Consider the following 12,537-nt stretch of genomic DNA (forward strand, 5'->3'; position numbering starts at 1 on the left):
CATGGAAAAACCGATCGTCCGTATTTCGGTTCGAAATCTTGTAGAATTTATATTACGAAATGGTGATCTGGTGAGCGGAAGTGGCACTTCGGATAAAGAAGCCATGCTGAAAGGAAGCAGGCTTCACCGTAAGATACAGAAGCAGATGGGAAGCCACTACCAGCCTGAAGTTTCTCTGAAAAAAGATACAGAGTATGATGATCTGATCCTTCGCGTAGAAGGCAGGGCAGACGGGATTTTTTTGCAGGATGAGCAATTTTGTATTGATGAGATCAAGGGTGTTTATAAGAAACTTGAACTTATGGAAGAACCGGTACTGGTGCATCGTGCGCAGGCACTTTGCTATGCATGGATCTATCTGGATGCGCATGACCTGGAGAAAATAGACATACAGATGACGTATGCGCACCTTGATACCGAAGTGATTAAACGATTTCGGGAGACACTTACCAGAGCAGAACTGAAACAATGGTATGAAGAACTTACTGACAGTTATCATAAATGGCTGGCATATCAGATCGAATGGCGCGAAAAAAGAAATGAATCGATGAAAAAACTGGAATTTCCCTTTGAATACCGCAAGGGGCAGCGGAAGATGGTATCTGGCATTTATCATGCCATTTCAAAAAAAGAACAGATTTTTATCCAGGCTCCGACCGGTGTCGGAAAGACCATGTCGGCTGTTTTTCCGGCAGTACGCGCAATCGGGCAGGGAATGGCTGAGACGGTCTTTTATCTGACGGCAAGGACGATTACAAGGACAGTAGCACAGGATGCTTTTGAAATATTACGGGACAGAGGTCTTCTGTTTAAAGTTGTTACGATCACGGCAAAAGAAAAACTCTGCTTCTGCGACAAGCCGGAATGTGATCCGGAAAAATGTCCTTATGCGAAAGGACATTATGACCGGATCAACGATGCAGTCTATGAACTCTGGACAACGGAACAGTCATTTGACAGGGAAACACTTCTTCGTCATGCGCAGAAGTGGCAGGTCTGTCCTTTTGAGTTGAGCCTTGATCTGGCTGTCTGGATGGATGGTGTGATTTGCGACTATAATTATGTGTTTGATCCGAATGTCTATCTGAAACGTTTCTTCGGGGAAAATGTATCTGGAAATTATCTTTTCTTGATTGATGAGGCACATAATCTGGTGGATCGGGGAAGAGAGATGTACAGTGCGTCTATCTCTCTGGATGATGTGATCGAGACCAGAAAATTTGTGAAGCCCTACAGTCAGAAATTATGGAAAAAACTCGGCAAAGTCAAAAAACAGCTGGAGAAGTTACGAGAAAACTGTGGTGAATGGAAAGTAGAAGAAAATGCCGGAGTACTGCCGATCAGTCTCCTAAGTGTGCAGGGAGAACTGGATCAGCTTCTTGAAGAACCACCAGCGCAGGAAGTGGTGGACGGAATCCTTGATTTCTATTTTGCGGTAAGAAACTTTTTAAATATTTCGGAGCTGGTGGATGACAATTATGTGGTCTATACGGCATTTGATGAAAACGGAAGATTTTATATGAAACTGTTTTGCGTCAATCCGGCGGAAAATCTGCAGAAATGTCTGGATAAAGGTAATAGTACGGTGTTTTTTTCGGCAACACTGCTTCCGTTACAGTATTATCGGAAGATGCTGAGTACAAGAAGTGAAAACTTCGGTATGTATGTGGAATCACCGTTTGAACAGAAAAAGAGGTGCCTTATGATTTGCCGGGATGTCAGCAGTAAGTATACCCGAAGAGGCTATGAGGAATACAGAAAGATTGCAGAATATATTGCGAGGATGAGTTGGCAGAAGAAGGGAAATTACATGGTATTTTTCCCGTCTTACCGTCTGATGGAAGATGTTTATCAGGTTTATCAGGATGAATTTTCTGTTTCCTGGGTGCGATGCATCAGCCAGCATGCTTCAATGACGGAACTGGAGCGTGAGGAGTTCCTGGAGGAGTTTACAGAGGAAACTGAAGAAACATTGGTAGGATTCTGTGTTATGGGCGGTATTTTTTCGGAAGGAATTGATCTGATCGGTGATCGGCTGATTGGAGCCGCGGTTGTGGGAACCGGACTTCCACAGGTAAATTGTGAACGGGAGATTTTGAAAGGGTATTACGACGAAAAAGGCGAGCAGGGATTTGATTATGCCTATCGCTATCCCGGGATGAATAAAGTCCTGCAGGCGGCAGGACGTGTGATACGTACAAAAGAGGATACGGGAGCAATTCTTCTTATGGATGAACGATTCCTGAACCGGGATTATCGGAATCTTTTCCCCCGTGAATGGAATGATGCCTGCACATGTACACTTGGGAATGTGGAAAAACATCTGCAGGCGTTCTGGGATGTTTCAGAAGAAAATGACATAATAGGTTAGCTTGACATAAAGAAAATATCAGGTATACTATGGACAATTACTATTTAAACGATAGACAAGGAGAACCAGATGAAAACCGGAAACCGTTTGAAAAACTGGAAAATTTTGGCGGCAGGGCTTGTGTTTATGACCACAGCATCTGCAGTGACTGCACCGGTGGCGGCAAGCAGTCTTCTGTCTGTAACAGGGGAATCCCAGATACGTCCGATTGAAGACGGGGCAGGGAAATATATTTTAAAAAGTGATGGATTTTACTGCCTGAAAGAAGATGGGAGTAAGGATATCTCTCCGGCTGTTCATTATTTTGATCATGTGAATATTGATGGAACGATGCTGGACGGATTTTATTACCATGATGAGACTGGATGTTTTCAGGCAGGAAGTTCCCACATGGTAAAAATCACGAAGCTTTCCTGTGCAAAAAGTACCGATGAAGATGCAGAGACGGTGGATTTTGACGGCTATTATATGGTCAATAACCTTGGAAAACTGACAGCAGCTCCACAGGTTCGGTATATCAGCAATTACGTGATCGATAATACAACATATGACGGATATTATTATTTTGATGAGAATGGAAAGATGGTGACGGAAACAGGGACACATGATCTGGAAATGACAGCGAACGGCCAGATGTTTTCCGGAACGTATTATTTCGGAGGACCGAATGGGGCACTGCTTCAGGAATCCGGAGTGACTGAGGATGGTTTTCCGGTGGATGCGACGGGAAAAGTAACCGGACTTGATGAGCTTGGGATGGATACACTGGAGCCACAGCTTACATCTATGCTGAGTGGATATGATGGTATATGGAGCGTTTATGTCAAAGATCTCAATACGGATGAAGAAATAGTACTGAATGATACACAGATTTATTCGGCAAGTCTTATCAAAGCTTTTGTGATGGCGAAAACATATGAGGATATGGATACCGTTCTGGAACACGAAGCAGCTCTGATGAAAACGGACAAAGACAACGCAAAGGTGAAGGATAAGGTAGATACTCTTCTGTGGAATATGATCACAGTCAGTGACAATGAATCCTGTAATGAACTTGGAAGACTCCAGTCTGAAAAACATGATTTTCTGGATGGAGCAGAACTGGTAAACAAATATCTGGAAAAAGAAGGCTATACAGAAACTACATATCAAAATACGCTGCATCCTTCTTCGTCCCAGAAACTGAGTCTTGGCGGACATAATATGACGACTGTGAAGGACTGTGGCAAACTGCTCGAACGGATATACAAAGGGGAATGTGTCAGCAAAGAAGCTTCAGAAGAAATGCTGAATCTGCTTCTGAACCAGGAAAATACAACGAAGATCCCGGAGGGTGTTCCGGAAGATGTAAAGACTGCCAACAAAACCGGAGAAACGGATGAAGAGCAGCATGATATTGCAATTGTCTATGGACCGAAGACTACCTATATTTTGTGTGTGATGTCCGAGAGCAGTGCAAATGCAATTGCAAATATCCGGTCAATCTCAAAAGTTGTTTATAATTATTTGAATCTGTAGGCAGTTATCGGAGCTGTCCGCGTTGATTTTTTATACAGAATCATGTATAATAACGGATTGTATAAAATAGGTTTTTTGTATGCTGCTCTGAGAAAATATGACAGCATCACACATTAAATGCAGGAGGAGAGAAATAAATGCGAGTCGATACGGATGACTTTGCCCGACCTCGTGGGTGCGGGAAGAATCACCTTGTAGAAGTAGAGGAAATTTTAATTGAACCGGGAGCGGTAAATGCGCTTGAGGAAGCTATGTCAGAGGGATTCCTGAAGGAATACATATCTCCGCTTCTGATCTGTGACACAAATACCTGTAAGGCAACAGAAGAAATCATGGAAGATATTTATGACCGATGTCAGGTTCTGGTGTTGGATGCAGATGATCTGAAAGCTGACCAGCATGCAGTAGAGATCGTTGAGAACTATATGGATGAGGATATTGATCTGATCCTTGCGGTAGGTTCTGGTACGATCCATGACATCAGCCGTTATGTGGCTTCTCAGTACAAAATTCCTTTTGTTTCTGTGCCTACAGCAGCAAGTGGTGACGGATTCGTATCTACGACGGCAGTTATGATTTTTAATGGAATAGAGGAAGAAGTGCCGGCAGCAGTGCCTGTAGCGTTGTATGCGGACACGGACATATTTGCAAACGCACCGGCAGGGCTTAATGCCGCCGGAGCAGCAGAACTTTCGGATGACAAAATATCCCTGTCCCTCATCGAAGAGGGTGATCCGGAAGCCTGTGAAAAACTGATGTATGCACTGATTAAATCCGGGTTTTCCGGTCAGGCAGAAGGAGAATAATATGAGAGTTGGAATGGGATATGATGTACACAAACTGACAGAAGGAAGGAAACTGATCCTTGGCGGAGTGGATATTCCGTGGGAGAAGGGACTTCTGGGACATTCGGATGCGGATGTACTGATTCATGCAGTGATGGATGCCCTGCTTGGTGCTGCGGCACTTGGCGATATCGGGAAACATTTTCCGGACACAGATCAGGCATACAAGGGAATCTCAAGTGTGAAGCTTCTGGTGCATGTGGCAGGTCTTTTGCGCGAACATGGCTATGAAGTCGGAAATATCGATGCAACGATCATTGCACAGAAACCAAAGATGGCACCACATATCCTGCAGATGCGTAAAAACATGGCGGAAGCGCTTGGCATTCCGGAATCAAAGATCAACGTAAAGGCAACGACAGAAGAAGGACTTGGTTTTACGGGAAGCGGAGAGGGGATTTCTTCTCAGGCAATCTGCCTGCTTACAGAAATACAGAACTGATTCAGCTTAAAATAATATCGGAGGAAAGAGATATGAAGCTTTTTAATACAATGTCACGCAGAAAAGAAGAATTTGTACCACTGGAAGAAGGCAAGGTACGGATGTATGTATGCGGACCGACGGTATACAACCTGATCCACATCGGAAATGCGAGACCGATGATCATTTTTGATACCGTACGCCGTTATCTGGAATACAAAGGATACGAAGTAAACTATGTATCCAACTTTACAGATGTTGATGACAAGATCATCAAAAAGGCAATCGAAGAAGGTGTAAGCTCTGAAGAAATCTCACAGCGCTACATTGCAGAATGCAAGAAAGATATGGCCGGCATGAATGTAAAACCGGCAACAACTCATCCGCTGGCAACACAGGAAATCGACGGAATGATCGATATGATCCAGACACTGATTGACAAGGGATATGCTTATCCGGTTGCTGATGGTACCGTATATTTCCGTGTAAAGAAATTCAAAGAATACGGCAAATTATCACATAAGAATCTGGACGATCTGCAGTCCGGCTTCCGTTCTCTGCAGGTATCTGGTGAAGACCAGAAAGAAGATCCGCTTGATTTCGTACTCTGGAAACCGAAGAAAGAAGGTGAACCATTCTGGAAATCCCCATGGTGCGACGGAAGACCGGGATGGCATATCGAGTGCTCTGTTATGTCCAGGAAATATCTCGGGGAAGAAATTGACATTCACGCAGGCGGAGAGGATCTTGTTTTTCCACATCACGAAAATGAGATCGCACAGAGTGAATGCTGCAATGGAGTTCCTTTTGCAAAATACTGGATGCATAATGCATTCCTGAACATCGACAACCGTAAGATGTCCAAATCTCTTGGAAACTTCCGTACTGTCCGCCAGATCGGTGAGCAGTATGATCTGCAGGTGCTTCGTTTCTTTATGTTGAATGCACATTACAGAAGCCCGCTCAATTTCAGCGCAGATCTGATGGAATCTTCCAAGAACGCGCTGGAGCGAATCACAGATGCGGCAGCAAGACTCCGTGACCGTCAGACAGCAGCTTCTGTACAGGAAGCATCTGAGGATGAAAAGCAGATGATGCAGGAAGAAGCTGGATTTATAACAAAGTTTGAAGAGGCAATGGATGATGATTTCAACACAGCAGATGCACTTGCAGCAGTATTTGAACTTGTCAAATTTGCGAATACAAATGTTCAGGAAGGAAGTTCTGCAGAGTTTGCTGCATATACTCTTGAAGTGATGACAAAACTTTGTGATGTTCTCGGTCTGATCCTTGACAAAAAAGACGATATCCTTGATGAAGAAATCGAGAATCTGATCGCCGAACGTCAGGCAGCCAGAAAGGCAAAAGATTTCGCGAGGGCAGATGAGATCAGAGGATTACTTCTTGATAAAGGAATCGAACTGAAAGATACTCGTGAGGGTGTAAAATGGAAACGAATCTGATGCAGCTGAAAGAGTTGTTTCATCTGGAAGATCAGGATCTGCGGAGCTATTCTCCGCTGACTCTGGCGTATATAGGGGATGGAGTTTATGAACTGGTCATCCGGACAATTCTTGTTAAGAAAGGCAACTGCCCGGTAAATCGTCTCCATAAGAAAGCAAGCAGTCTGGTAAAAGCCGGGGCGCAGTCTGCAATCATGGAAGTGATCGAGGAGAAACTGACACCGGAAGAATTGAGTGTTTACCGGAGAGGACGGAATGCACATTCTCCGACGATGGCAAAACATGCAACAATGGCAGATTATCGTCGGGCGACCGGTTTTGAGGCGCTGATGGGCTATTTATATTTAAAAGAGGATTACACACGGATGCTCACTTTGATCCGTATGGGAATCGGAGAGGACATTTTATGAGTGAACAGATAGAAGGACGCAATGCGGTATTGGAAGCTTTCCGTTCCGGAAAATGCGTGGACAAGCTTTTTATCCTTGACGGATGTCAGGACGGACCGGTGCGTACGATTGCAAGAGAAGCACGCAAGACCGATACAATCATCAACTACGTGTCAAAAGAACGCCTGGATCAGCTCAGTGAGACAAAAGCACATCAGGGTGTGATCGCGCAGGTTGCAGCGTATGAGTACAGTACAGTGGATGAGATCCTTGCCCGAGCAGAAGAAAAAGGTGAAGCCCCATTTTTGATTCTTCTGGACAATGTAGAGGATCCGCACAATCTTGGTGCAATCATCCGTACTGCGAATCTTGCCGGTGCACATGGCGTTATCATTTCGAAGAGACGTGCAGTAGGTTTGACATCTACTGTAGCAAAAACTTCTGCAGGTGCAATAAATTATACACCGGTTGCGAAGGTAACAAATATTGTAAGAACGATTGAAGAACTGAAAGAAAAAGGCATCTGGTTTGTCTGTGCAGATATGGGTGGAGAAATCATGTATGATCTGGATCTGACAGGACCGATGGGTCTTGTGATCGGAAATGAGGGAGAAGGTGTCAGCCGTCTGGTACGCGAAGCATGTGATTTCACAGCATCCATACCGATGAAGGGAGACATTGATTCGCTGAATGCTTCTGTGGCAGCAGGAGTCCTTGCTTATGAAATTGTAAGACAGAGACTGGTAAAAAGCAGCAAATAAAAGGGGAAACAGAATGAGCCGTTACGATCAGTACAGCGACGAAGAACTGATTTTCAGACTGCGACAGGGAGAGATGGAAATATCTGATTATCTGATGGAAAAATACAAGGAGTTTGTTCGCAAAAAGGCAAGAGCCATGTTTTTAATCGGAGGAGAAACAGACGACTTGATTCAGGAGGGAATGATCGGACTTTTTAAGGCAATCCAGAATTACCAGCCGGATCGGGAGGCGTCTTTTCAGACATTTGCAGGTTTATGTATTGACCGGCAGCTTTACAGTGCGGTACAGAATTCAAACAGGCAGAAACATCTTCCGCTGAATACGTATATTTCGCTTAGCAATGAGGAAGAATCTGAGCATCTGGAAGGCTCGTGGGATTCCCGCACAGAAGACCCGGAATCTATTGTGATTGATCAGGAAAGTACAAGAAATCTGGAACTGAAGATCAGCAAGGCCTTAAGTCCGATGGAAAATAAAGTGCTGGATTATTATATGAAAGGATACGGCTACGTAAAGATTGCGGAGATCATGGGCAAAACACCGAAATCCATCGACAATGCGCTGCAGCGTATCCGAGGTAAGATTCGCAATTTTTCTCTTCCTTTTTTGATACAAAAGTAGTAAAATAACACTAACATTATTCAGAGTATCGGATAGATGGTTTCTGTATATGAAAGGAGATACGAAATTATGGCAAAGATTAATAAATATTGGGGATTTGTAGCAGTCGGAGCAGTTGCTGCCGCAGCAGCAGGAGCAATCGCGGCACTTGCATTCCGCAAAGACCCGCTGGATGATTTCGAGGATTTTGATGAAGATTTCGAGGATGAGACCGAAGAAGAAACATCAAAGTCTGAAGAAAAGAAAGAAACATCAGAAGCTTTTGAAGCATGGGATGAGGCTGAAGATGCTGTAGAAAAGGCTGTAGAAGAAACTGCTGAAACAGCAGATGCCGAGCATGCAGTAGAAGAAGCAATCAAAGAAGAGAAAGAAGAACAGGAAGAAGAATAAAACTGAATCCGGTTCAGTTTAATAATAAGAACTATGAAGATAACAAGAGGCAGGTCGATTGACCTGCCTCTTGTTTGTTGCATCATTCATTTCCGAAAGAATTATTTCGGAAGACGGAAAGAACTCTTAAGGGATACAATACGGTTAAATACCGGTGCACCTTCTTTGGAATCATGGATATCTGCACAATAGAATCCGTTTCTTACGAATTGATAGCTGTCGTAGCCTTTGGCTTCCATAAGCGCCGGCTCTACGTAAGCGGTAACGGTTGTAAGGGAGTTCGGATTTACGTTCAGGGATCCATCTTCTTTATTGTATACGCCTTTTTCTTCATCTACGATGTTTTCATAAAGACGTACAGTTGCCTCTTTTGCGTTGGTAGCTTCTACCCAGTGAATTGTACCTTTTACTTTACGTCCGTCCGGAGCGTTACCGCCTTTGGTAGCCGGATCGTAAGTACAGTGTACAACACGTACAGTGCCGTCATCATCTGCTTCATAACCGGTACAGGTAACAAAGTATGCGTTCATCAGACGAACTTCTGTACCGAGGAACAGTCTCTTGTATTTACGCGGCGGGTCGATCATGAAATCGTCGCGTTCGATATAAAGTTCACCACTGAATGGAATCTTACGGGTTCCGAGAGCTTCGTTTTCCATGTTGTTCGGAGCATCCAGATATTCTACCTGTCCTTCTGGATAATTGTCGATCACAAGTTTGACCGGATCCATGACAGCCATCATACGAGGACGTTTTAATTTGAGGTCTTCACGAATGCAGTACTCAAGCATTGCGTAATCTACAGAGCTGTTTGCTTTGGAGACACCACAGAGATCTACAAACATTTTGATGGATTCCGGAGTGAAACCACGTCTACGCAGTGCGGCGATGGAAACAAGACGAGGATCATCCCATCCGTCTACGATGCCGTCTTCGACCAGCTTCTTGATGTAACGTTTGCCTGTTACGACATTTGTAAGGTAAAGCTTTGCAAATTCAATCTGTTTCGGTGGCTGCGGATATTCAAGCTCACGTACTACCCAGTCATACAGTGGACGGTGATCTTCGAATTCAAGTGTACAGATAGAATGTGTTATACCCTCGATTGCATCTTCAATCGGATGGGCGAAGTCGTACATCGGATAAATGCACCATGTATCGCCGGTCCTGTGGTGAGTCATATGAGCCACACGATAGATGACCGGATCACGCATGTTCATATTCGGAGATGCCATGTCGATCTTTGCACGGAGAACTTTTTCTCCATCGGCATATTTGCCTTCTTTCATTTCCTCAAAAAGCTGAAGGTTTTCTTCTACGGAACGGTTACGGTACGGGCTTTCTTTACCAGGCTCTGTCAGAGTACCACGATACTGGCGGATCTCGTCAGCAGTCAGGTCACAGACATAAGCCTTGCCTTTTTTGATCAGCTTGATCGCTGCTTCATACATCTGACCGAAATAATCGGAAGCGAAGAAAAGTCTGTCCTCCCAGTCAGCACCGAGCCATTTGATATCTGCTTTGATAGATTCTACAAATTCACTTTTTTCTTTTGTAGGGTTGGTATCATCAAAACGCATATTAAACTTGCCGTTGTATTCTTTGGCAAGTCCGTAATTTAAAAGAATGGATTTGGCATGTCCGATATGGAGGTATCCATTAGGTTCCGGTGGAAAGCGGGTGTGGACAGTGTCGTAAACGCCATCAGCCAGATCCTTGTCAATGATGTTTTCAATAAAATTTTTAGAAACGGTTTCGTTATCCATCTCTTTCCCTCCTGAATGGTTCTTTAAAGGTTAATCATATCATAAAAATGTGGAATTTAAAAGATTTCCTGAGAAAAATATAGAAAAGAAAAAAAGTTAGAACAGATCATAAAATTATTGAGATCAGGTATATTGCTTTACGGAAACACATATGTTATAATGCCAATAGGCAAAAATGAATTATGTTCCAACTATGGACGACAAAACGAGAACCCCAGTGTTGCAGCACTGGGGTTCTCTATTCCTATTTTGGGTATGGAAGGCTTAAATCCATAGGCTAGTTACCGACTACCGCTTGTCTAACCATTTGTTGATGAGGTGGCAAACCACACCAGCCGTAACAGCGATTAAAAATGAAATTATGTATTCCAACTATGTTCACCCCCTTCCTTTACCTGTCTAGGGGTGGTAACGTTATTAGTATATCATAAGTTGGAATAAAATGGAACGTCTTGTGCTGATACGGGGATGAAATGTTACTTTTTATGAAGCAGAAAAGTTGACGAAAATCCTTTGCAGTATCAGGGATAAACGTCAACTTTTTGTTTGCAGAAAAATGCTAAAAAATGAAGGTACAATTTTAAAAATTAATTTCTTCAAATAATTGAATAACGCTTAAATGAATCTTTAAAACGATACTGCACATTGTCAGAATAAATATACATAACGAGTGCTGTTTTTTAGCTGATGTCGCACTGCTGCCACAAAAATGGAACTGGATGAAGCAAGTGGAGAATATAAAGTTGCAGGACAGAGAACCATGCAGGATTTTACTGACGGATTAAACCTGTCAATGCCGATGGTTCAGGCTATGTTCGGGAAGATACCTCTGATTCCGTCTTAAAAAAAATCATTAAGGAGCCGGAAGAGGTTGTTTTTACTGAAGATGAATTTCCGGTATATACTGAATATCTGGAAAGGTACTTAGATTAAAAAAAGCTTGGAATATTCTATTTATCATAAAAAAAGAAAATCCATTGATCGGAAGAAAGAAATTTTGAGTAATATTCCAGATTTTCAGGCACAGAAAATGCCTAAAATAGGGTGAACACATGTTTTGATTACTATTTTGACTACTATTTGATACCGAAACATCCGAAAACCCTTTAAAATAGGCAAAAAAATAAAGCTGCTGACGGGAATCGAACCCGTGACCTCCGCCTTACCAAGGCGACGCTCTACCGACTGAGCCACAGCAGCATTTACATATTTGAGGGCAATTTACCGCTCACAGTTGATTATAATATCAGAAAAACAATATACTGTCAACAGGTAATTTTAAATTTTATTCCATATAATAGGGAATGTGATCAAAATATGAAAATTGTTTTTCGCGGTTGCACGATTTTGAGGGACAGGGTATACTGTTACCGAAGTAAAAAATGAAAAGGAAGATCTTTATGAGAAAAATCATACTTGCATCTGCATCACCGAGGCGACGTGAACTGCTTGCGGCGGCAGGTGTTATTTTTCAGATATGTGTATCGGAAGGCGAAGAAAAAATCACAGCAGAAAATCCGGATGAGATTGTCTGTGAATTATCTGCCCTGAAGGCGGCGGAGATTGCTTCGAAGTTTGAATTTGAAGATGGTACAGTGATCATTGGAGCAGATACCATTGTTTCTTATATGAATAAAATTCTGGGCAAACCGTCAGATGAGCAGGATGCATTTGAAACATTGAAGATGCTGCAGGGAAATACACATCAGGTATATACCGGTGTGACAGCCCTGGTCAAAAAGTACGGAGAATGGGAGAAACATTCTTTCGCAGAACGCACGGATGTTACTTTTTATCCGGTGACAGATGAAGAAATTCGTACATATATAAAGAGCGGGGAACCAATGGACAAAGCTGGAAGTTACGGGATTCAGGGAAGCTTCGGCATCTATGTAAAGGAAATTCAAGGCGACTACACCAATGTAGTCGGTCTTCCGGTCGGAAGACTTTTTTATGAAATGAAGAAACTGGGAATTGAGTTAAGAGGATAA

The 12,537-nt window shown here is 43.1% G+C and carries 12 protein-coding genes and 1 tRNA gene; 11 read left to right on the top strand and 2 right to left on the bottom strand.

Annotated features, from left to right (window positions below; genetic code table 11):
* Position 1 precedes the first annotated feature (1 nt).
* The 9 genes from DWW86_RS05095 to DWW86_RS05135 all read left to right on the top strand — a co-directional run bounded on the left by DWW86_RS05095 (position 2) and on the right by DWW86_RS05135 (position 8,780).
* A complete protein-coding gene (locus DWW86_RS05095) occupies positions 2-2,371 on the top strand; it encodes an ATP-dependent DNA helicase (protein WP_117942463.1) in 2,370 nt (789 codons plus the stop codon).
* 69 nt (positions 2,372-2,440) lie between these two features.
* The gene (locus tag DWW86_RS05100; RefSeq protein WP_117942464.1) at positions 2,441-3,889 is read left to right on the top strand and encodes a serine hydrolase; all 1,449 of its coding nucleotides are present in this window, start codon (positions 2,441-2,443) and stop codon (positions 3,887-3,889) included.
* Between the two features lie 137 nt (positions 3,890-4,026).
* Complete coding sequence (locus DWW86_RS05105) at positions 4,027-4,695, top strand: iron-containing alcohol dehydrogenase (RefSeq protein WP_117942465.1); 669 nt, start codon at positions 4,027-4,029, stop codon at positions 4,693-4,695.
* Position 4,696: 1 nt separating this feature from the next.
* Positions 4,697-5,176 (top strand): 2-C-methyl-D-erythritol 2,4-cyclodiphosphate synthase, encoded by a 480-nt coding sequence (gene ispF, locus DWW86_RS05110; RefSeq protein WP_072523266.1) that lies wholly within the window; start codon positions 4,697-4,699, stop codon positions 5,174-5,176.
* Positions 5,177-5,208: 32 nt separating this feature from the next.
* Positions 5,209-6,618 (top strand): cysteine--tRNA ligase, encoded by a 1,410-nt coding sequence (gene cysS / locus DWW86_RS05115; protein WP_072523267.1) that lies wholly within the window; start codon positions 5,209-5,211, stop codon positions 6,616-6,618.
* A complete protein-coding gene (locus DWW86_RS05120; protein WP_072523268.1) occupies positions 6,603-7,028 on the top strand; it encodes a Mini-ribonuclease 3 in 426 nt (141 codons plus the stop codon). Before cysS ends, DWW86_RS05120 begins: the two co-directional genes overlap by 16 nt.
* Positions 7,025-7,768 (top strand): 23S rRNA (guanosine(2251)-2'-O)-methyltransferase RlmB, encoded by a 744-nt coding sequence (gene rlmB / locus DWW86_RS05125; RefSeq protein ID WP_117942466.1) that lies wholly within the window; start codon positions 7,025-7,027, stop codon positions 7,766-7,768. Before DWW86_RS05120 ends, rlmB begins: the two co-directional genes overlap by 4 nt.
* A gap of 13 nt (positions 7,769-7,781) precedes the next feature.
* Positions 7,782-8,390, top strand: coding sequence for a sigma-70 family RNA polymerase sigma factor (locus DWW86_RS05130; RefSeq protein ID WP_072523270.1), 609 nt, complete (start codon positions 7,782-7,784; stop codon positions 8,388-8,390).
* 69 nt (positions 8,391-8,459) lie between these two features.
* Positions 8,460-8,780, top strand: a complete 321-nt coding sequence (locus DWW86_RS05135; protein WP_072523271.1) for a hypothetical protein — start codon at positions 8,460-8,462, stop codon at positions 8,778-8,780.
* A gap of 101 nt (positions 8,781-8,881) precedes the next feature.
* On the opposite strand, the gene DWW86_RS05140 is transcribed toward DWW86_RS05135, so the two are convergent.
* Positions 8,882-10,546 (bottom strand): glutamine--tRNA ligase/YqeY domain fusion protein, encoded by a 1,665-nt coding sequence (locus DWW86_RS05140; protein ID WP_072523272.1) that lies wholly within the window; start codon positions 10,544-10,546, stop codon positions 8,882-8,884.
* 709 nt (positions 10,547-11,255) lie between these two features.
* Between DWW86_RS05140 and DWW86_RS17295 the strand changes: the two genes are divergently transcribed.
* The gene (locus DWW86_RS17295; RefSeq protein ID WP_286187642.1) at positions 11,256-11,390 is read left to right on the top strand and encodes a hypothetical protein; all 135 of its coding nucleotides are present in this window, start codon (positions 11,256-11,258) and stop codon (positions 11,388-11,390) included.
* Between the two features lie 283 nt (positions 11,391-11,673).
* Here the strand turns inward: DWW86_RS17295 and DWW86_RS05145 are convergent.
* A tRNA-Thr gene (locus tag DWW86_RS05145) sits at positions 11,674-11,746 on the bottom strand.
* 200 nt (positions 11,747-11,946) lie between these two features.
* On the opposite strand from DWW86_RS05145, the gene DWW86_RS05150 reads away from it, so the two are divergent.
* Complete coding sequence (locus DWW86_RS05150) at positions 11,947-12,537, top strand: Maf family protein (RefSeq protein WP_117942467.1); 591 nt, start codon at positions 11,947-11,949, stop codon at positions 12,535-12,537.

Origin of the sequence: Ruminococcus sp. AF17-22AC, from assembly GCF_003460065.1 — a bacterium.
Classification (GTDB): Bacteria; Bacillota; Clostridia; order Lachnospirales; family Lachnospiraceae; genus Blautia_A.